The sequence below is a fragment of the Acetivibrio sp. MSJd-27 genome, from assembly GCF_018918095.1.
GTDB lineage: Bacteria > Bacillota > Clostridia > UMGS1840 > HGM11507 > HGM11507.
In genome coordinates, this window is record NZ_JAHLPV010000003.1 from 122,488 (window position 1) to 141,002 (window position 18,515).

The 18,515-nt window shown below is 44.0% G+C and carries 22 protein-coding genes; 10 read left to right on the plus strand and 12 right to left on the minus strand.

Going from position 1 to position 18,515, the window contains the following annotated elements; genetic code table 11:
* Nucleotides 1–36 precede the first annotated feature (36 nt).
* From ybeY to KQI32_RS02165, 4 genes are read right to left on the minus strand one after another with little or no spacing between them, the layout of a single operon-like run.
* Nucleotides 37–537: an rRNA maturation RNase YbeY gene (gene ybeY, locus KQI32_RS02150; protein WP_177692019.1), complete on the minus strand. Its 501-nt coding sequence runs from the start codon at nt 535–537 to the stop codon at nt 37–39.
* Nucleotides 534–1,523, minus strand: coding sequence for a PhoH family protein (locus KQI32_RS02155; RefSeq protein ID WP_177692024.1), 990 nt, complete (start codon nt 1,521–1,523; stop codon nt 534–536). Before KQI32_RS02155 ends, ybeY begins: the two co-directional genes overlap by 4 nt.
* Complete coding sequence (gene yqfD, locus KQI32_RS02160; RefSeq protein WP_216423756.1) at nt 1,516–2,718, minus strand: sporulation protein YqfD; 1,203 nt, start codon at nt 2,716–2,718, stop codon at nt 1,516–1,518. Before yqfD ends, KQI32_RS02155 begins: the two co-directional genes overlap by 8 nt.
* Before the next feature lie 15 nt (nt 2,719–2,733).
* Nucleotides 2,734–3,039, minus strand: coding sequence for a YabP/YqfC family sporulation protein (locus KQI32_RS02165; RefSeq protein WP_177692017.1), 306 nt, complete (start codon nt 3,037–3,039; stop codon nt 2,734–2,736).
* 131 nt (nt 3,040–3,170) lie between these two features.
* Between KQI32_RS02165 and KQI32_RS02170 the strand changes: the two genes are divergently transcribed.
* Complete coding sequence (locus KQI32_RS02170) at nt 3,171–4,241, plus strand: hypothetical protein (protein WP_216423757.1); 1,071 nt, start codon at nt 3,171–3,173, stop codon at nt 4,239–4,241.
* Here the strand turns inward: KQI32_RS02170 and KQI32_RS02175 are convergent.
* Complete coding sequence (locus tag KQI32_RS02175) at nt 4,146–4,625, minus strand: TspO/MBR family protein (protein ID WP_216423758.1); 480 nt, start codon at nt 4,623–4,625, stop codon at nt 4,146–4,148. The genes KQI32_RS02170 and KQI32_RS02175 overlap by 96 nt on opposite strands.
* Nucleotides 4,626–4,985: 360 nt before the next feature.
* Here KQI32_RS02175 and KQI32_RS02180 point away from each other — a divergent pair, with 360 nt between their 5' ends.
* The 5 genes from KQI32_RS02180 to KQI32_RS02200 all read left to right on the plus strand — a co-directional run bounded on the left by KQI32_RS02180 (nt 4,986) and on the right by KQI32_RS02200 (nt 9,156).
* Nucleotides 4,986–5,522 carry a hypothetical protein gene (locus KQI32_RS02180; RefSeq protein ID WP_216423759.1) on the plus strand — a complete coding sequence of 179 codons (537 nt, stop codon included), beginning with the start codon at nt 4,986–4,988 and terminating at the stop codon, nt 5,520–5,522.
* A gap of 152 nt (nt 5,523–5,674) precedes the next feature.
* Nucleotides 5,675–6,721 carry an S-layer homology domain-containing protein gene (locus tag KQI32_RS02185; protein ID WP_216423760.1) on the plus strand — a complete coding sequence of 349 codons (1,047 nt, stop codon included), beginning with the start codon at nt 5,675–5,677 and terminating at the stop codon, nt 6,719–6,721.
* A 173-nt stretch (nt 6,722–6,894) separates the two neighbouring features.
* A complete protein-coding gene (locus KQI32_RS02190) occupies nt 6,895–7,035 on the plus strand; it encodes a hypothetical protein (RefSeq protein WP_216423761.1) in 141 nt (46 codons plus the stop codon).
* 316 nt (nt 7,036–7,351) lie between these two features.
* A complete protein-coding gene (locus tag KQI32_RS02195; protein ID WP_216423762.1) occupies nt 7,352–8,194 on the plus strand; it encodes a stalk domain-containing protein in 843 nt (280 codons plus the stop codon).
* 11 nt (nt 8,195–8,205) lie between these two features.
* The gene (locus tag KQI32_RS02200; protein ID WP_216423763.1) at nt 8,206–9,156 is read left to right on the plus strand and encodes a stalk domain-containing protein; all 951 of its coding nucleotides are present in this window, start codon (nt 8,206–8,208) and stop codon (nt 9,154–9,156) included.
* A 59-nt stretch (nt 9,157–9,215) separates the two neighbouring features.
* Here KQI32_RS02200 and KQI32_RS02205 read toward each other — a convergent pair whose 3' ends face one another.
* The 6 genes from KQI32_RS02205 to secD form a co-directional block, all read right to left on the minus strand.
* Entirely contained in the window at nt 9,216–9,800 is a 585-nt protein-coding gene (locus tag KQI32_RS02205) for an ATPase (protein WP_177691962.1), read from the minus strand.
* 13 nt (nt 9,801–9,813) lie between these two features.
* Nucleotides 9,814–10,317: a pantetheine-phosphate adenylyltransferase gene (gene coaD / locus KQI32_RS02210; RefSeq protein WP_177691963.1), complete on the minus strand. Its 504-nt coding sequence runs from the start codon at nt 10,315–10,317 to the stop codon at nt 9,814–9,816.
* A gap of 4 nt (nt 10,318–10,321) precedes the next feature.
* Complete coding sequence (rsmD, locus tag KQI32_RS02215; RefSeq protein ID WP_177691964.1) at nt 10,322–10,864, minus strand: 16S rRNA (guanine(966)-N(2))-methyltransferase RsmD; 543 nt, start codon at nt 10,862–10,864, stop codon at nt 10,322–10,324.
* Nucleotides 10,865–10,982: 118 nt separating this feature from the next.
* Nucleotides 10,983–11,504: a hypothetical protein gene (locus KQI32_RS02220; RefSeq protein ID WP_177691965.1), complete on the minus strand. Its 522-nt coding sequence runs from the start codon at nt 11,502–11,504 to the stop codon at nt 10,983–10,985.
* A gap of 82 nt (nt 11,505–11,586) precedes the next feature.
* The gene (gene secF / locus KQI32_RS02225) at nt 11,587–12,483 is read right to left on the minus strand and encodes a protein translocase subunit SecF (RefSeq protein ID WP_216423764.1); all 897 of its coding nucleotides are present in this window, start codon (nt 12,481–12,483) and stop codon (nt 11,587–11,589) included.
* Nucleotides 12,476–13,783 carry a protein translocase subunit SecD gene (gene secD, locus KQI32_RS02230; RefSeq protein ID WP_177691967.1) on the minus strand — a complete coding sequence of 436 codons (1,308 nt, stop codon included), beginning with the start codon at nt 13,781–13,783 and terminating at the stop codon, nt 12,476–12,478. The genes secF and secD overlap by 8 nt, the downstream gene beginning before the upstream one ends.
* A 621-nt stretch (nt 13,784–14,404) precedes the next feature.
* Here secD and KQI32_RS02235 point away from each other — a divergent pair.
* The 4 genes from KQI32_RS02235 (at nt 14,405) to KQI32_RS02250 (ending at nt 17,830) form a co-directional block, all read left to right on the plus strand.
* Complete coding sequence (locus tag KQI32_RS02235; protein ID WP_216423765.1) at nt 14,405–15,250, plus strand: M14 family zinc carboxypeptidase; 846 nt, start codon at nt 14,405–14,407, stop codon at nt 15,248–15,250.
* A gap of 214 nt (nt 15,251–15,464) precedes the next feature.
* Nucleotides 15,465–16,142: a TMEM165/GDT1 family protein gene (locus tag KQI32_RS02240; protein ID WP_177691969.1), complete on the plus strand. Its 678-nt coding sequence runs from the start codon at nt 15,465–15,467 to the stop codon at nt 16,140–16,142.
* Nucleotides 16,139–16,411 carry an ACT domain-containing protein gene (locus KQI32_RS02245; protein WP_177691970.1) on the plus strand — a complete coding sequence of 91 codons (273 nt, stop codon included), beginning with the start codon at nt 16,139–16,141 and terminating at the stop codon, nt 16,409–16,411. Before KQI32_RS02240 ends, KQI32_RS02245 begins: the two co-directional genes overlap by 4 nt.
* 60 nt (nt 16,412–16,471) lie before the next feature.
* On the plus strand, nt 16,472–17,830 hold the full coding sequence (locus KQI32_RS02250) for a PFL family protein (protein WP_177691971.1): 1,359 nt from the start codon (nt 16,472–16,474) through the stop codon (nt 17,828–17,830).
* A gap of 45 nt (nt 17,831–17,875) precedes the next feature.
* Here the strand turns inward: KQI32_RS02250 and KQI32_RS02255 are convergent, their stop codons facing one another.
* Nucleotides 17,876–18,274 carry a hypothetical protein gene (locus tag KQI32_RS02255; RefSeq protein ID WP_216423766.1) on the minus strand — a complete coding sequence of 133 codons (399 nt, stop codon included), beginning with the start codon at nt 18,272–18,274 and terminating at the stop codon, nt 17,876–17,878.
* Nucleotides 18,275–18,515: the final 241 nt, after the last annotated feature.

The window sequence follows — 18,515 nt, forward strand, 5'->3', positions numbered from 1 at the left end:
GCGCATTTTTTCGCTTTTGTTTCATCATGAGAGCCCCTACCCCATCCTGGTGATATCCAATTGATTTAAAAGGGCTTCCTCCTTTTGCCGCATGTCCTGTTTTAATTCCTCCGTCACATGATCATACCCCAGCAAATGATACATGGAGTGTGCAGTCAGATACGCCAACTCCCGTTTTTTGCTGTGGCCGTATTCCAATGCCTGCCGATTGAGAACATCGTTGCAGATCACGATATCTCCCAGATAAACGGTATCCGTCTCCGGATCCATATCGGCAGGACCAATCTCCTGCGACAGACAGTAAGAGGAGTCGAACTCCAGCGCGGGAAAGGACAGCACATCGGTTGCACGGTCCACCCCTCTTTGTTCCTGATTGATCGACCGTATCTCCTCCTCGCCTACCACAGATACACTGACATAACAGGCATACGGAAAGTTCTCCTTCGTGACAACAGCCGTTATAACGCTCTTTATGGTTTGGTTCTCCTCCTGGTTCAGCCGGTTTTCAAAATCATCAATTTCTATGATATACTTCATCTTTTTTCCTGCCTGTCATGTTTTTTGATTTGCTGCTCCTGATCAAACCGATCATATGCCCGAATGATCTTCTGGATCAAGGGATGGCGCACTACGTCCCGGTCCGTCAGATATTGAATGCCAATATCATCTATATTTTTCAGAATTCGTATCGCGTCCTTTAAACCGGATTTTTTTCCTGCGGGCAAATCAATCTGTGTGATGTCTCCCGTGATCACCACTTTGGAATGAAAACCGATTCTCGTTAAAAACATTTTCATTTGCTCTTTGGTGGTATTCTGTGCCTCGTCCAGAATAATAAAGCTGTCATCCAACGTGCGTCCCCTCATGTACGCAAGAGGTGCAACCTCAATCATCCCCTTTTCCTGATAAGCTTGAAAGCTTTCCGCCCCCAGCATTTCAAACAGGGCGTCATACAGTGGGCGCAGATAAGGATCCACCTTTGTCTGCAAATCTCCGGGCAGAAATCCCAGGCTTTCTCCGGCTTCCACAGCCGGTCTGGTCAGAATAATACGGCTGACTTCCTTTTTTCGGAAGCTGGACACCGCCATCGCTACCGCCAGATAGGTTTTCCCTGTACCGGCAGGTCCAATGCCAAACGTGACCGTGTTGTCTGCAATCATCCCTGTATACTGTTTCTGCCCGAATGTTTTCGGTTTGATGGGTTTCCCCTTCACGGTTACACAGACACAGTCTCCCGTCAGTTCCGTGTATGACTTCTCCTCCTCGTTTTCCACCATAGAAGAAATATAATTAATATTCTGTTCCGTTATAGGCTCCCCCTGCTCCGCCAGCTGCAGCAGCTGTGAGATAACCTTGGAAGCATTCTCCACATTGTCCGGCGCTCCGGAAACCCGAATTTCATTATCCCTGTTGAGGACAGAAACCTGATACTTCTTTTCCACTGCTTTCACATTGCCGTCAAACGCGCCGAACAGATTCGCCACCGCCTCCAGATTGGACGCCGCAATGACTCTTTCACTCATCCGCATGTTCTTCCTCCTGTATCTGCATCTCTTTTGTAAAATCCAGCGCTTCCCCAATTTCCTCCTCGCATTCCGCAAGCAGACGGGTAGCCAGTTCCCCTGCCTCGTTATAGCTGTGCTCAAAAGTTACGGAAAGCACTTTCTCCCTGTCGTATGTCTTGTATAAATTTTCAGTCAGCATTTCCTCCGCCTGCTTTTTAACCTCTTCTTCCCCGCGCTCTTTCCGGTGCAGGGTATATTCACTGTATCGATTGGTCTCCCAAGTTACAAAGCCGAATATCTTCCGTTCCGTCTGGGTGTCATAATTATAATAGGGCACCTGATCGGAAAAAGAAAGACGGATGGGATAGTCAAAAAAGCGAATATATCTTTTAGTATGTACATTCTGCGTATATTCTTTCTCATATTCAAACATTTTGTTCGTCACAGTTTCTTCATACCAGGTTTTTCCCACCACGCTGCCCATCGCGTGCAGATAGCGGGTATCCGCCTTCTCACTGGTCACGATTCCAGAGATCAAAACCTGTCCCTGTGCCACTACATCGCCGATTTGAACGGCCGCGTCTCCGTTTTCAATCGTCATATTTTTTATAACCGCATCCTTTGTGGCAACGATGTGACAAGGGATTTCTTTGGGCACAATAACAGGTGCAGGACGACGCTCCTTGACTTCAATAATCACCTTTGTCCCTTCTTCGGTAATTCCAACCCAACTGATATTGTCCAGATCAGTTATCAGCTTGTTGGATACCTTATCCCTATCTATATTACCTCGAAACACGCCTTTTTTCAAGTTTATTTCATTTAATTTTTCAAGGATAACCTCTTTCTCCACCGTGGTGTTTCCAATCACCTCAATGTCCAGAACCAAAGAGGACAGGAAGGCAATCAGCACAACAGCCAGGAGCACGCTGAGAATAAAAAATTTACGTGCAAAAGCCTTCTTCCGCCATCGAAAATATCCGTATTTTCCGCACAGTGATACTTTCGTTTTCGTTTTATACGCCAAATGACGCAGTCTTTTAAATCCCTTCCTGCTGACTTTCAAGCGCATCGTCGTCTCTGACAAACGTTTCAAATCCCACAGATAAATGTCCTCATTGATGGCCATATTCAGAAAGCGTTCCAGATGAATGCCCTCCAAATACAGAACCACATATCCCTGAAAAAAATCTACAATTCTGGTGAACAGCATAATGTCATCCTCCGCTTAGTTTAACTCAATCCCTGAAATTTTGCCGTTGACAGTGATATCCTCATCATTGATATTTTTGATATTCAGGTTTTCGCCCCATATTTTAATCATAAAATCCTTAGTGTTCAGCCGGATAATTTTTGTGTCATATTCAATAATCCCTTTGAAATTCTGAATACTTAACTCTTTGTTTCCCAGAAGAGTGGTTTTGGACAGATCGCTTAATTCGACTGGCAGCTCCAGTGCCTGTGTCATAATTTCACGCAGACTGGGTTTGGGCTCTTTCTCTTTTCCTTTTTGGATCTCTTTTTTTCTCGCCATATGGATAACCTCTTTTCTTCCCTGTCATGTTACATACTATGCTTTCTAATCCATGAATATTTCACCTATTCGCCGGAATAAGCTTTAGAGTATAAAACAAGAGATTTTCTGAGCGAAAGGATGAATGGGTTATGACAATTTTTCTGCTTCTATCATTTTTTTTGTTTATTCTTTTTCCCGTTTCCAGCGCAGAGGGAGCCAAGGAGGCTCTTATTCTCTGCGGCAGCTCGGTGATAGGTTCCCTCTTCCCGTTTATGGTGGTTTCAAAAATGCTGACAAACGCGAATGTCATCCGTCCGGGAAACAAATTGACCGAAAAAATCGGAAATTTTTTTCACATTTCATCCTATGGGGTGCTGGCTTTGAGCCTGGGAATGGTATGCGGCTATCCTATGGGGGCAAAAACAGCGGCGGACCTGTGTGCAAACCGGAAAATCTCCAAAGGGGAAGCAAGCTTCCTCCTTGCATTCTGCAATAACTGCGGTCCCGCGTTTGCCATCGCAACCGTTGGCGCTGCCTTCTTTGGCAGCACTTCCACAGGAACACTGCTTTTTGTGTGCCATATTCTCTCTTCTCTGATGACGGGAAGCATTCTCCGTCTTTTCTATCGAAATGATACGCTGGTTCCGGCTGTCAGCAAACAACAGCGCCCCTCCTTTTCCCTGCTGCTGACGGATGCTGTCAAGGACAGCTGCTTTGCTATGATCAATGTGGTGGGAGTGATTGTTTTTTTTGCAGCTTTTTTCTCTGTCTTAAAAGCAACGCATATCATCTCCTTTCTCAGCAGTTTATTCGGAAACGATTCCGGCACTGCGGAAGCTATGATTTTTGGATTATTTGAAATCACTTCGGGTCTGAAAGCACTTTCCGTTCTGAATCTTTCCCCTATTCTGAAAGTTTGCCTGGCCGAATTCCTTCTGAGTTTCGGCGGGATCAGCATATTCTGTCAAGCGCTCTCCTTCACGGCGCCCTGTCACATCAAAACAGCGCCTTACCTGATTGGCAAGACGCTGTCTTCGTTTCTGGCTATGGGACTGAGTGCGGTTTGGATGGTAAAAGGCCCTGTCTTTCTGTTTTCCACCGCTGCCGTCTTTGTGCTTATCACCTCAGCGGTTGAGAAGCCATGTAAAATAGTTCAAATATACGGCAAAAGCCGTCCAGAGAACGTAGGGTATCAAAAGCAAAGACGCCGGTTTATATAGCTTCCAATAACGAATTGTCAGAAGAATGACAAAATACAGAAGAATCACCAGCCATACAAAGGAGATAAAACGCACTTTCAGCAGAAAAAAAAGATAGGGCCAGATTGCATTGATAATCAGCTGCATCCAGTAGGTTGAGATGGCATCTTTTTTCTCCGGCCCGCTTTGGGCCTTCTGTTTTAGCAGAATGGTCGCCAAGGCCATCAAGGCATACAAAACAGGCCATACAACACCGTACAGCCAGGACGGCGGTGACAGAGGCGGCAGCTTGAGCGAAGCATAGACTTCAGCCGATTTCATAGAACCCAGCCCCGCTATGACTGCAAAGAGAAGCGTTCCTCCGACGATCCACAAAATATTTTTTGCTTTTTTGTTCTTTAACATAAACTTTCCTCCTTCACAGTGTCGAAAATTATCTTTTTTTGGAGATTGTATTTTTCTGTATTTTATTGTATGATTTTCTTAAAGAATTTATTTCCTTTTACCGAAAATATTTGTTTTTATAAAATATTCTGTATTTTCATCTTGCGTTTATGCTTTTCATATTCTCTGTTAATCTTTCACGATAAATACAGAATAGAAAAATTTTTGTGCCATACCGCTGACCTTTAAAGTTATATTACGAAAGAAAATTCATTTTAATAAAATATATAAATAATTGCAAAGGGGGTGGGTCCAATGTTTTATGTCGTTTTTAAGTCATAGAATCCATAAAAATCAAACCAATGAAAAGGAGAAAAAAGTATGCTGAAAAGAAAATTTTTTGTAATTACTTTAATGTTTTTAATGGTTAGTATTGTTATAGCAAATGCTTCACAGTATAATGGATTTACAGATATTATTGCTCAGATGGAAGATGAAGGAAGATGCGTACTGGATGGCAAAATGATAAATGTTTTGGAAGATGATGATGCATATAGAATGATTACATATGTACCAACTTCAGTCTGTGATTTAAACAATTCCGGTGCCACAATGGATTATAGCTTTTCAAGCGGAAAAATGTATTCTGATTATGCATTCCGTCCAAAGAGAATAAGCGGAACCTCATTAGGTGTTATGAATATTTATATTGCAGGAATCGGAAACACACATGCAGTCAATATGAAAGTAATTAACAAATTCGATAATTCTGTGGTACTGAATGAAACAGTTACAGCAATCAAAAATCAAAATACAAAAATCACATTGGATGAATTGAGATATGATAAAACTTATTATATTGAACTAAGCAATCCAAATTCCGGTTCTACCATTCAAGGAGCAATTTTAGTAAACTAGAATATGAGCATGCTGATTTGCTGATATAATACATATGAGATTGTTGTGTTCAAAGCATATGAATAAGGAAATATGGGCAAAAAAGCAGATAAGCGAGTTTTAAATAGAACAACTTTTCTGCTAATCATCTTGATACAGAAAGGAGCAGTGGAATGAAAAAAGGATTCAGAAAAACGGCGGCTGTTTTTTTGGTGCTCTGTCTGACAGGCAGTTATGCTTTTGCGGCGGAGGAAACGGCATTTCCCGATTTGGCGGAAGATGCTTTCTTAAAGGAATCCGTGGAAACATTAAGCGGCTATGGTATTCTGGAAGGTTACCCCGACGGCACCTTCCGCCCGGACGGAGACCTCACCCGCGCTGAGATGACAGCAGTGATCATCCGTATGCTGAAAATGGGACACGCCGCAGAGGAGGCGGGCAAGGTCAATTCAAAGTATACTGACGTAACCTTCCAACACTGGGCAAACGGATACGTTATTCTTGCCACGAATCTTGGCATTCTGCAGGGCAACGGGGACGGAACCTTTGCGCCAGACGAGAAGGTGACCTATGAGCAGGCGGTGAAAATGCTGGTTTGCGCATTGGGTTATGACAAGGTTCTCCTTAAGATACCCGATGCCTATCCCGTGGAGTATCTGCTGAAGGCAAACGAGCTGGGGCTTACCCGGAATGCCGGCGGAAAAACCTCCGATCCCATCTCACGAGGTACGGCGGCAAAGATAGCATACAATACCCTTTCCGCACCGCTGCTGAAGCAAACCTCCATCGGCGGACCGGAAGGAGATGTCTTTACTTCCATGGACGGAAAAAACGGCAATCCGCTGGAAACCATGGAAACTGTAAATTTGGAAAACTGCAAATTTTATCTGCTTGGAGGATACAACCATGTTCTCCTCTCCGCTGCCGATTTACAGTCCGCGGAGGCGGATCCGGTGGAGGGAAGTACCAACATACGTTTGAAATGCACGGAAACCGGAGCCAAAAAGCTGGAAAAGATCACCGAGGCAATGTCGCAGAAAACGTTGAACAAGGTGTTAAAAGGTCTTGTCAACGGTCAACTCTTAGGCGAAGCTGCGGTTGAGAAAGCCATCGTAAACGGCGAAGTTGTCTTGAAGGGCGGTTTTTCCGAAGCACAGGCAAAGGAAGCCGTTCAGGCGATCAATGATGCGATTCGTCAATGCAGAGAATCGGCGTCTTAACAGAAAACGAGACAATCATCAAATTGCCCCTTGTGTTTCAAATACAAGGGGCGATTTTTCGAACACGAAAAGACAAAAATACAAAATTTATCCAAACTGATTGACAACCAATCAAATAGATGTATAATAATGGTATATAATATTCTCTTTCATAGAAAAAAGAAGGTGTGCTTATGAAAAAACATGTTACTGCTTTGTTTTTGCTTGTCTGCTTAACATTGACGTTTTTCATCTCGGCAAATGCGAAAGATTATACTGTAAATGATATTTTGGATATGCCGATAGAGCAAATCAAGCATATTTTCTCTTTATAAAGCCTCAGAATCCTCAAAAAATTCTTATCTTTCTTCGGGAATGAGCAAGCAAGAAAAAATACAGTCATTCTATAATCTTATCAAAACTATGCCTGTTATGCTTACAGATAACCACGATGACCGGACAAAAAATACTCGTTTTTCTTTTGTCTTTTCTACTGAAAATAAAAATTGGTGTTCGTATAATTGCAGAAGCGGCTTTGCTATTTTTGACGGCGAAAAAAATATAAAACTCCCTTATCTTTTGACTGAAAAGGATGTTCAAAAAATAATAAATAACGAAAACATCGGATGGTCTGGACCAGGCTATCCGGCTGTGTTTATACCACCTCAAACACCTCTAGATATTGCCTGGATCAGCTATTGCTCTTTTCGAATTGGCTCCAATATCTATACTATCAATCCTCAATATGAATACGGTTCAAAAGATTTCCAGGAGTATGAAATCGATGAAAATCCGCTGGTTGCCCCCTATCTGGAGGAGGAACCCCAGAGAACCATGCTCCCTCTGCGCTGTTTTGCCACTCTATTTGATTTCCAAGTGGGCTGGAATGAGCAAACCGAAGAAATTCTTCTCACCAAAGAACCGTATCAAATTACCATGAAGCTTGGTTCAAAGCTGGTAAAAGCGGAACTGCAAAATGATTCTGAAATTCTTTGGACGAAAGAATTTGAAATGGAAACGCCCGCTGTCACCCGATTTGACCGCACTTTCGTTCCTGTCCGCTTTTTAGGCGAGCTTTTCGGCCATAACGTTGATTATGGCGCCACCGGTCCAAACAGCGGTATTGCCATTGGAATCTCCCGTCCCCGACCGACCGAACAGTTTCTCGACATCTTCCCGTATATAGAAACAGAGCAAGAGGAAAGAACATTCGGTCTGGACATTATGAATTCGCATAAACTGCCCTTTTTGTTTCCTTTCTCTGAGGAATTCCAAATGAATATCCGTATTTATGATCTGTCCGGCAATTTGATCTCTGAAATGAAAAAACCGGTCACAGAGACACACAACTATCTTCTTCTGCCGCCGGAACAGAGTATAAGAACAGGTTGCTCTGTCCAAACCGAATTGGAGGCTGGGAGCTATTATGCGGACATCAAGCTGAACCTTCCGGATTTCCCTGACACGTATCGAATGTTCCTTGAAGTAGAGTGAGGGTGATTTATATGAAAAAATATGTTTTATTTCTCCTTGCAGCGCTGCTTCTATTTGAAAGCTTTCCTGCCTATGCGCAGGAAAAGACCGAGCCACCCAAAGAAATCTGTTTTACCATTGGCAGTCCCATTTTTCAGGCGGACGGCAAAGAACAGTTTATTGATTCAGAAAATCCTGATGTTGTCCCCTTTATCGACACTGAATCAGGATGTACTATGATTCCTTTGAGAGCATTTGGAGAACTCCTTGGATATCAGGTTCGTTGGAATACAGAACAGCCGAATCAAATTGTTTTATCCCTAAAACAGGCTTCCAGTTTTACTTTTATGTTAGGGAAATCAGAAATGTATGCGGTTTATTGCAGAACAAATATCAACGAACCATCAGAATATCATTGGACAAAAGAATTTCAACTTTCCGCTCCTTCTCAAACAAAATGGGACAGAACTTTTATTTCGCTTCGCAGTTTTGCCGATCTCTTGGGTTTTAATGTTGTATGGAATGAGAAACAACAGTCTGTTTCTCTTCATGTGAAGCAAATAGACGAACTGATAGAGCTGAAAGCAGTGACTGACGTCGAAACGTGTAAATATGGGATAGAGGTGACAAATTTATCTAAGATCCCAATTCGGTTGTACGAGGCTTTCTTTGCTGAAATTTATGACAGTACAGACACAAGAATTTGGTTTATGAGTTATCCCAGTGCAGCTGTTATCCCGAATAGGCCTTCTTTGAATGACTATTTAAGACCTCTGATTGAACCCGCTGAAACATATTTCGAAACGAGAACGATACATCCAGAAGAACCATTGGCTCCTAATATCTATATGGTTCCTGGCACCTATACATTAAAGACTGGATTGCTTCAACCAGCTTCTCAATCAGGCGGATTGTTTTTTGAAAATCGGATTCTTGTTTCAACAGAGGTTGTCGTTGCAGAATTTGAAATTCCGGAGCAGTAATCAAACAGCCCCTTGCGTTTTGAAACGCAAGGGGCTGAATTTTTTCATTCTTTTCTCTCTTACTGCAAATTATTCTTTTCCCGGTACACCTGCCGGTTTTTGGAAATCTTTTCGTACACACTGCGCAGCTGGTCATAGTGCTGGTTCATCTCATCAATCAGCTTTACCATGGCGGTAACCGAGGATTCCGCTGTGGACTCGGCCTGTCCCAGCATTCCGTCAATATAGCCAAGCGCGCTCTCCTGTTCCTGCATCAGCTCCTGCGATTTTTGCTCCTGGATTTTGCGCACCTGTTCCTCCGCATCGTTGAGAATCTGCTGTGCATTCTTGGTGGCATCCTGCAAAATCTCGGTTGCCTTTTCCTTTGCAATTTTGATGATTTCCGAATCGTTCACCAGCTTTGCAACCTTGGCCTTCGCATTTTCCGTGATGATATTAGATTCCTTCTCGGCATCCTGCAGGATTCTGTCCCGCTCCTTGCGGACATATTCCGCCTGCTTGATGTCCTCGGGATAGGTCAGCCGGATCTGCTGAATAATATTAAACACTTCTTCTTTATCAATCATGCATTTGTTGGACAGCGGGATCTTAGACGCGTCCTCGATGACTTCTTCCAGTTCATCAATCAATTCTTTGAATTTCATGCCGATTCCTCCTCTACCTTTTTTTCAAGCGCTCTTCGTGTTCTCTTACCTTATCAATGATGTCCTGCATGATCTCGTCCGGAACCAGTCCCTCCAAGCTTCCGCCCAGTGACGCCAATTCCTTGACAATGCTGGAACTCAAATAGGAATACTCCTGATTGGTCATCATAAAAAGAGTCTCTATATCCGGCGCGATCTTTGTGTTGGCCAAAGCCATCTGAAACTCGTATTCAAAATCCGAGATAGCCCGCAGGCCTTTGATGATGACATGCGCACCCTTTTTCCGCACATAGTTGACCAGCAGCCCCTCGAAGCAATCCACTTCCACATTAGGGAGATCTCCCATCACCCTCTCGATCAAAGCTCTCCGCTCCTCCATTTCAAAACAGGGAGTTTTGCTGCTGTTGACCAGAATGCTGACAATCACCTTGTCAAACACCTTGGAAGCTCTTTTTATGATGTCCAAATGTCCATTGGTAATCGGGTCAAAGCTGCCCGGATATACCGCTATTTTCATGCTATCATTCCTCAATCTTCAGTATTGTAATTTTGACCCGCCCATACTGTACCTTTTTTGCCTGATGAAAAGAGTCCGGGATTATAATTTCCTCGTCCCCGTCGCACTCCAGCACGATAAGCCCCCCAGGATTCAGCAGTCTCCGCTCATCAATCAGTTTGAGCGCGCATTCTGAGAGCCCTTTATGATAGGGCGGATCCAAAAAAATCAAGTCAAACGGTTCCCTTGCTGTACGCAGATAGGCTTCAAATTCCGAAAGCCGGCAATCTGCCTGTCCTCCGAATCCGGTTTTTTCTATATTTTTATGTAAAATCGAAAAGGTTTCCTTTCCATGATCCACAAAAACAGCGTGTTTTGCCCCCCGGGACAGGGCTTCAATGCCCAGTCCGCCGCAGCCGGCAAACAGATCCAGAACCGAACTGTCCCGCACATGGAACTGAATGATATTGAACACGGCTTCCTTGACCCGGTCGGTGGTCGGGCGCACCGAATCATTCTCTATAAACAAAAGCTTCGTGCCCCTTTTGGAGCCGGAAATGACACGCACAGGCTCTGCTCCCATCTTCGATTTTTTTGATTTTTTCGATTTTTTCGAAACATTCAATATTTTGATACTTATTCACACTTAAGTGTAGCACATTTTAAAGCGAATGTAAATATGGAATTTAGCTTTTCAAAAATTGGCAGTAAAGTTCCAATTCCTCGTCGATAAGACGTGAGGTTTCATACAAAAATTCGCGGGTGGATTCGTTCATCATCAGCAGTTTTGCGATATGCCGTACACCGCGCACAAACTGTGATGACAATTCGTTTCGTTCCAGCCGGTGAAGCGGACAGCAGTCCCTGCTCCTGGGATCGATGATCACCTGCATCTTCCCAAGCCTGTCCACATAGGGAAACAGCGGAAAAATGCGGCAGGATAAAGGGCGCTCCCTCCGGTTGCAGTAGGGGTGGCAGAAAGCAATTTTCACAGGCTTTTCATTGATAAGGAAATCAGAATCCTCAATCGTCAGGTTCTTTGTCCCTTGCAGAGCTTCCTCCTCAAAAGGAAACAGATACATTCCCAAGGGTTCTTCCCCACTGTCCACACAGCAGGCATTTCCGCAAAGAGTCCCGCAATCGTTTTTCAGCGGTGTTCTTTTGTTCAGCTTTCGGTAAAGATAGTGGTAAAAATCTTTTGGCTCCATATTTCCATCCTCCTTTTTCAAACGTTCTTAAAAAATAAGAAGGGCTGCCGCAGACGCAACAGCCCTTGAACTCTCATTTATCTTATGCTTTTGCTTTTTTGCCGGATTTATCCGCTTTCTGCTTGCCGCGGATAAGATCCCAGAACGGCGCCGCAATAAAAATGGAAGAATAGGTACCGCTTACCATACCCACAATCAGCGCCAGAGCAAACTCACGAATGGCATCCACACCGAAAATATACAGGCATACAATCGTCACCAGCGTCGTGAACGCTGTGTTGATGGAACGTGTCATTGTCTGCCAAATACTTCTGTTTGCCACTTCGCTGAACCTTTCCCTTCTCGCATATTTCCAGTTTTCACGGATACGGTCAAACACAACAATGGTATTGTTGATGGAATATCCAAGAATGGTTAAGATACATGCGATGAAGTTGGTGTTAACCGGCAGCCGGAAAATCGCATAAAAAGACAGGATAATCAAAGTGTCATGCGCCAGTGCGACAACCGCCGAAACGCCGGATAAAAATTCAAAGCGGAAAGAGATGTAAACAAGCATCAGCAGAACCGTGATGATACTTGCCAGAACAGCGCTCTGCGCCAGCTCACCGCCGACGGTCGGAGAAACAGAGTTGGTTGACAGCCTGTCGGCATCCTCCAGATTATATTTGGTTTTAAATGCATTCCAGAGCTTTTCCGCCTCTTCCGTGCTCAGTGTTTTTGTCTTGATGGTAACCTCGGTCGGCTGAATCAAAGACTGCTGAACACTGTTGGGCGCGAAACCAAGGGTATCGGTTACCATCTGGGTAACCTCGTCTTTGTTAAACTCTGCTTTGGTGTCGATCAGCATTTCTGTTCCGCCGGCAAAATCGATATCCAGATTGAAGCCGCCAAATGCGATAAAACAGATGATGCCGATTAAAATAATCGCTACCGGAATTGCAAAAAAGATTTTTTTCTTATGAATGATATCAAACATTTGCTTCACCGCCTTCGTCTTTCTTCTTGCTCAGCCCGTATAACCAGCGGTTCTTAACATTCAGTCCGAAGAACGCTTTCAACAGGAACTTGGTCAGTACGATAGCCGTGAACATACTTACAATAATACCAAGGCCTAACGTAATCGCAAAGCCTTTGATGGTACCTGTACCGAAGATATAAAGCACAACTGCTGCAATAGCCGTCGTGACATTTGCGTCAATGATGGCAACCAGAGCACGGTGGAAGCCTGCGTCCAAAGCAGCGCCAACGGTTTTGCCCAAACGGAGCTCATCCTTGATCCGCTCAAAGATGATAACGTTGGCGTCAACCGCCATACCGATGGATAAAATGATACCGGCAATGCCCGGCAAACTCAGATTTGCCCTGGTCAGCGCAAGTACAAGCACGTCCAAAGTGATATATCCAATCAAAGAGATTGCCGCGACAACTCCCGGCAAACGGTAAACAATAATCATAAACAACAGAATAATCAGCAAACCGATCATCCCTGCAAAGAGACTGCTGCTCAAAGCGTTGTCCCCCAAAGACGGACCGGAGCTTCTTCTCTCTACAACATTCAGGTTGAAGGGAAGCTGTCCCTCTTTGATCGTCGTGGCCAGTTCTTTTGCGGATTCCGCGGTAAAGCTGCCGGAAATCACGCAGCTGTCCGAATTGATTGGTTCTTTTACGCTGGGTCTGGAATATTCCTCCTCGTCCAGCATAATGCTGATATAGTTCTGACCGTCCGCTTTCTGGCTCATTCTCGTGGTCGCCTCATAAAACTTCTGCTGTGCGGCAGAATTCAGAGTCAGTTCTACAAAATGCTCATTTGATCCGTTCTGTGAAAGCTGTCCGTACTGTGCTTTTGCATCCTTCACATCGTCTCCGGTGAGAATTTCCACTCCATCCGAATCAACAAAATGCAGTTTTGCTGTTTTTCCGAGTGTCTTGATGGCCTCATCCGGATTGGTGACAGACGGAATTTCAATTACCACCCGTTTTTCGCCCTGTTTGGCAACGGTTGCTTCCGTGAATCCCAGACGGTCTAAACGTTTGCGCATGATATCCCGAATGGTATCGGACTGTTCCGTCGTAACGGTTTCCGCATCCGCTTCATAGACAATAACAGATCCCCCGGTTAAGTCGAATCCTTTTCTGATTCCATGCTCCTCATCCATGACGCTGTGGATTTCCACCGGAATGCCTACAGCGGTTAAGGAAAGGCCATTGACCGCAACAAATGCAAGCAAGCCAATGATCAGCACAATCAGCACGATTTTAGCAATGTTCTTTGCCATGCCAATTCCTCCTAATGTTTAACCCGTACCACGGTACAGATGAATTTGAATCATTTTAAAAAATTCGGCATTCAAGCGTTAGGGAGTTGAATCGGCTATGGTTTTCACAGACAAATTTTCGTTTTTTGGCACGTAAGGATATACAAGACTGGCGCCTTGCAAAACCGAAAATCCAAAAAACGTGAATTTGACAAATGCAGAGCATGTCAGATTCGACTTTCTAATACTTATTCCAAATTCATTAAAATGCTCAGATATTTATCAATTATACTATAAATCTTCTTCATGGTCAATTGGAAATCTGAAAAAATATCCTCTTTTTCGTGATTTATATTGGTTTTTTTCCCTTTTTTCTCGTTTATTTCGACATTTTCATAAAATTATTCTGTTTTTTGCTGAATTACTTTGCGCATTAGACGCCGGATACCATGCTATCGTGTTCTGTTTCCATCTGCCGGATTGCCGGTTCTGCAAGCGAAAGAACTTCCGATGGTTCGGAATGTTTCCTTTTTTTGTTGAAAAATTCATTCTAAGCTTTTCTATTTTTCATATACATGAAAAGAGACAGAAAGCATTAGCCAGCCGCTTGCGGTCAGCAAAAAGAAAGGCGGAAAACACACAATGTATGAAAACTATATCAATTATAACTATGATAAGCTCTCGGCAGACTTGAATCGTCTGCAGGATACCTATCCTTTTTTGAATGTCTGTACATTCGGAAAATCCGTTCAGAAAAGAGAACTTTTTCGTATAAGAATGGGAAAAGGAAAAAAGTATATTCATCTGAACGGCGCCCACCATGGAATGGAGTGGATCACCTCAGCGCTCCTCGTCCAATTTATTTCTGATATCTCCAATTGCGCATTTTTTGGAGAACCATTTTTGGGCGAAAACGCCTCCCGCCTGCTCTCCGACTGTACCTTGGATATTGTCCCCATGGTCAATCCGGACGGCGTGGAGTACTCCCAATGCCACAAACAGTTAAACTGGCAGAGTAATGCCAATGGGGTGGACTTAAACCACAACTATCCTGCTAAATTCTATGAGGGGAAGCTTTTGGAAGAGGAAGCGGAAATTTTCGGGCCTTGTGCCTCCCGTTTCAGTGGATATCATCCTCTGGATCAGCCGGAAACTTACAGCATGTCAAAACTCATCTGCTCCAGAGTTCCAGATATGGTGATAGCGTTTCATTCCCAGGGAAAAGAAATCTATTACGAATTTGACGGCAGACATCATAAGGACGCTCTGAAAATCGCGCGCCAGCTGGCGGATGCAGCAGGTTATGAGGTCAGTATTCCCAGCGGTTTTACTTCTTATTCAGGAATGAAGGACTGGGTGATCGATCGCTTTTTGATTCCCGCTTTTACGGTTGAGGTCGGGGAAGGAGAAAACCCGCTTCCCATGGAGCAATTTCCCCAAATTCTCGACGATAATTACAAATTAATTGTGAAAGCCATGAAACTTTAAAAATTCGCTTGTATTTCCCGCCGTATCACGGTATAATATGCACAAGGCATATTATACAGGATGTCCAAGCTTCTCGTCCGGAACAAGTCCGAACAACCGAAGCTCATGGACAATGATACCATTTCCATGGTATCATATGCACAAGGCATATGATTCAGGATGTGTATTCGGCAGCTGCCGTTCTGCGGCCGGGATAGGTGAAAGGAGGCCGGTAATGGCAGCGTTTTTTGCCACATTCAGTATCATCTTTTGCTCTGAATTTTTTGATAAGACACAGCTTCTCGCTATGACGCTCACATCAAAATATCCAAAAAGAACCATCATGGCGGGAATAACCGCAGCGATTATCCTCTTAAACCTGATTGCCGTAACCGTTGGGAATTTTATAGGCAATATCCCGGATTTGCAGAAAGTAATATCCTTTGCCGCAGCAGGATCCTTTTTGATTTTCTCCCTCTATACCATCGGTGCAAAAGAGGAAACAGCATCCCAAAAAGCTGTGAAATATCCCGCAAAGTGGAGTTCTTTTGCCATTATGCTCACCTTTTTTCTGGCGGAGCTGGGCGATAAAAGCCAGCTGGCGGCAGTCTCCCTGAGCATGAAATATCCCGCGGAACCTTATCTGGTATTTTTCGGCGCTGTCTCAGCGCTTGTTTTGGTTGACCTATTGGGTGTCTTTGCGGGGCATTTTTTCTTAAACCGGATTCCGGCGCATTCGGTTCGCTGGATATCAACCGCGGTGTTTTTTGCCTTCGGTATCACTGCGCTTTATAAACCGCTGATGAACCAGTTTGGAAAGGAAAGCCTGACCATAAGCGTCATTGCGGTTGTGATATTAATATATACCATGATAGGATACTATCTGGAAAAGAGGAGGAACGAATACAAATGAAAAAAGCGGTTATTACCGTTATCGGAAAAGATAGAGTTGGAATTATCCACGGTGTTTCCGGTATTCTAAGTGAGGGCGGTGTCAATATTCTCGACATTTCCCAGACCATTATGCAGGAACTGTTTACCATGGTTATGCTGGTGGATGTGAAGCACGCTACCATTTCCTTTGAGGATTTGAAAGCGAAGCTGGAAAGCAAAGGCGAAGAGTTGGGCGTAAAGATTGTGATCTGCCATGAGGACATCTTCAATTCCATGCACAGAATCTAACGCCGGTGTTTTCCGAAAACAGACTGCTTCGCGCAAAGCAATACGAAAGGAAGAAAAGCTATGTTTTCCGATTTTGAAGTAATTGAAACATTAAATATGATTGAAAAGGAGAATTTGGATATCCGCACCATCACCATGGGTATCTCCTTAAATGACTGTGCCGACCCGGATCCGAAAAAAGCGCAGCAGAAAATTTATGATAAAATCACCCGCTATGCCAAAGACCTGGTGAAAACCGGGAATGACATTCAAAGAGAATTCGGCATTCCAATCATCAACAAGCGGGTTTCTGTGACACCTATTTCCCTGGTTGCCGCAAGTTCCGATACCGATAACTACGTTGATTTTGCCATTGCCCTGGACAAGGCCGCCAAGGAAATTGGCGTGGACTTTATCGGAGGCTTTTCCGCTTTGGTGCACAAAGGCTTCACCAAAGGAGACCGGATTTTGGTGGATTCCATTTCCGAAGCCCTCACGGTCACCGACAAGGTCTGTTCCTCTGTGAATATCGGCTCCACCCGTGCGGGAATCAATATGGACGCCGTGAAGCAGATGGGACAGATTGTGAAGGATCTGGCTTACCGGACAAAGGACAATGACTGTCTGGGCTGTGCCAAACTGGTGGTGTTCTGCAATGCGGTGGAGGACAACCCCTTTATGGCAGGAGCTTTTCTTGGAACCGGCGAACCGGAATGTGTGATCAATGTTGGCGTAAGCGGACCCGGTGTCGTGAAATCCGCATTGGAAAAGGTGAAAGGTGCCGATTTTGAAACGGTTGCTGAAACCGTCAAAAAGACAGCGTTTAAAATCACCAGAATGGGGCAGATGGTGGCCAAGGAAGCATCCAAACGGTTAAATGTCCCTTTTGGAATCGTGGATCTTTCTCTCGCTCCCACACCTATTGTGGGGGACAGCGTCGCACATATTCTGGAAGAAATGGGGCTGGAAAGCTGCGGTACCCACGGCACAACGGCTGCGCTGGCGCTGCTGAATGACGCTGTGAAAAAAGGCGGCGTATTTGCCACCTCCTCCGTTGGGGGACTGTCCGGCGCTTTCATACCGGTAAGTGAGGATGCCGGTATGATTGATGCGGTGAATGCTGGTTCCCTGTCTCTGGAAAAGCTGGAGGCTATGACCTGCGTCTGTTCTGTGGGACTTGATATGATTGTGATTCCCGGAGACACCTCCGCCTCCACCATCTCTGCCATCATAGCGGACGAAGCCGCCATCGGAATGGTGAACCATAAAACCACTGCTGTCCGTGTGATCCCCGCCATCGGAAAAAAGGAAGGGGAAGTTTTGGAATTCGGCGGTCTTTTGGGACACGGTCCGATCATGAAGGTGAGTCCCTTCTCCTCCGAAAAGTTTATTGAACGGGGCGGAAGGATTCCTGCACCGTTACAGTCTTTGAAAAATTAATTCGAAAAATGATATAAACTTTGAAACAAACGGCACCGTAAAAATTTACGGTGCCGTTTGTTCTGTCTCATTGTCCTGTTTTACCTCATTTTCTGCCCATCCTTTACTGATCCGAAAGGACTTTACCTGGGAGCGATGTAAATCCTCTAACACTTTTGTTACACTTTCATACAATTCATAAAAAGCTTTTTGATAGTCCGTCATAATTTGTTCCTCCATAAATTCTTGACTATTATTTCTTTTGGAAATGCGGGGACACTCACTATCATTGCAGCTTCTGCATCTATCTTCTATATAAAATTCAAAACAGCATTTCATGTAATCACATTCATCACAGCAACATTCCAGTAGCTTCCCCTCTTTATCAATGTGCTCTCCATTCCCTGCGCAATCTCTTCCTAAATTGCCGGGTATCAATTCGATTCCTGTTATATCTATAATCACCTCGTATCTCCTCCCTAATATATTTGTTATTTAAGATCAAGCGAATATTATTCATGCGGTAATATATATTGTGATTTTATCACATGTTTGTTATGTTTTCAATAGGATATACTATTTTTAGGTGACTAACTATTAAAAGTCAAGACATTTTTAAAAAAATTAAGTAATTGAAAAATAGGCGCACTTAAACAAGCCCTATGTTTCAAGGACTAAAAAAATATTAGATAAAGATTATCTCAAA

Excerpts from the sequence above, each read along its gene's own strand:
- KQI32_RS02165 (WP_177692017.1), bottom strand. The coding sequence starts at position 3,039 with ATGGCGAGAAAAAAAGAGATCCAAAAAGGAAAAGAGAAAGAGCCCAAA.
- secF (WP_216423764.1), bottom strand. The coding sequence starts at position 12,483 with ATGTTTGATATCATTCATAAGAAAAAAATCTTTTTTGCAATTCCGGTA.
- KQI32_RS02180 (WP_216423759.1), top strand. The coding sequence starts at position 4,986 with ATGCTGAAAAGAAAATTTTTTGTAATTACTTTAATGTTTTTAATGGTT.
- KQI32_RS02240 (WP_177691969.1), top strand. The coding sequence starts at position 15,465 with ATGGCAGCGTTTTTTGCCACATTCAGTATCATCTTTTGCTCTGAATTT.
- ybeY (WP_177692019.1), bottom strand. The coding sequence starts at position 537 with ATGAAGTATATCATAGAAATTGATGATTTTGAAAACCGGCTGAACCAG.
- KQI32_RS02190 (WP_216423761.1), top strand. The coding sequence starts at position 6,895 with ATGAAAAAACATGTTACTGCTTTGTTTTTGCTTGTCTGCTTAACATTG.
- KQI32_RS02155 (WP_177692024.1), bottom strand. The coding sequence starts at position 1,523 with ATGAGTGAAAGAGTCATTGCGGCGTCCAATCTGGAGGCGGTGGCGAAT.
- KQI32_RS02245 (WP_177691970.1), top strand. The coding sequence starts at position 16,139 with ATGAAAAAAGCGGTTATTACCGTTATCGGAAAAGATAGAGTTGGAATT.
- KQI32_RS02235 (WP_216423765.1), top strand. The coding sequence starts at position 14,405 with ATGTATGAAAACTATATCAATTATAACTATGATAAGCTCTCGGCAGAC.
- yqfD (WP_216423756.1), bottom strand. The coding sequence starts at position 2,718 with ATGCTGTTCACCAGAATTGTAGATTTTTTTCAGGGATATGTGGTTCTG.
- KQI32_RS02170 (WP_216423757.1), top strand. The coding sequence starts at position 3,171 with ATGACAATTTTTCTGCTTCTATCATTTTTTTTGTTTATTCTTTTTCCC.
- KQI32_RS02205 (WP_177691962.1), bottom strand. The coding sequence starts at position 9,800 with ATGAAATTCAAAGAATTGATTGATGAACTGGAAGAAGTCATCGAGGAC.
- KQI32_RS02250 (WP_177691971.1), top strand. The coding sequence starts at position 16,472 with ATGTTTTCCGATTTTGAAGTAATTGAAACATTAAATATGATTGAAAAG.
- KQI32_RS02185 (WP_216423760.1), top strand. The coding sequence starts at position 5,675 with ATGAAAAAAGGATTCAGAAAAACGGCGGCTGTTTTTTTGGTGCTCTGT.
- secD (WP_177691967.1), bottom strand. The coding sequence starts at position 13,783 with ATGGCAAAGAACATTGCTAAAATCGTGCTGATTGTGCTGATCATTGGC.
- KQI32_RS02200 (WP_216423763.1), top strand. The coding sequence starts at position 8,206 with ATGAAAAAATATGTTTTATTTCTCCTTGCAGCGCTGCTTCTATTTGAA.
- KQI32_RS02220 (WP_177691965.1), bottom strand. The coding sequence starts at position 11,504 with ATGGAGCCAAAAGATTTTTACCACTATCTTTACCGAAAGCTGAACAAA.
- KQI32_RS02175 (WP_216423758.1), bottom strand. The coding sequence starts at position 4,625 with ATGTTAAAGAACAAAAAAGCAAAAAATATTTTGTGGATCGTCGGAGGA.
- coaD (WP_177691963.1), bottom strand. The coding sequence starts at position 10,317 with ATGAAAATAGCGGTATATCCGGGCAGCTTTGACCCGATTACCAATGGA.